Here is a 255-nt window from a genome sequence, read left to right on the forward strand (position 1 = left end):
CGTCCTGCGCGCGCTGTCTCGCAAGAAGCTCAAGGTGCGCGAGATGATCCTGTCGCCCATCTGCGGGGCGCTGGCGGCCGCCTATCTGACTCTGCCGACGGTCCATTACCTCAAGGCTGTCGGCTGGCCACTGCCTGCCGAGGACGCCCAGGCCATTCTCGCCTCGGCTTTCCTGATCGGCACCTGCGCGATGTGGATCTCGGACATCATCTTCGAAGTGGTGGCGCGCCGGTTCAGGACGCAGCCGCCACACTG

General features: G+C 65.9%; 1 protein-coding gene. It reads left to right on the plus strand.

Annotated elements, in window-relative coordinates; genetic code table 11:
* Window positions 1-255, plus strand: a 255-nt coding sequence (locus C7I85_RS31325; RefSeq protein ID WP_106727679.1) for a hypothetical protein, incomplete at both ends; no start/stop codon positions are given.

Source organism: Pseudaminobacter soli (ex Li et al. 2025), assembly GCF_003012705.1.
Taxonomy (GTDB): Bacteria; Pseudomonadota; Alphaproteobacteria; order Rhizobiales; family Rhizobiaceae; genus Pseudaminobacter; species Pseudaminobacter soli.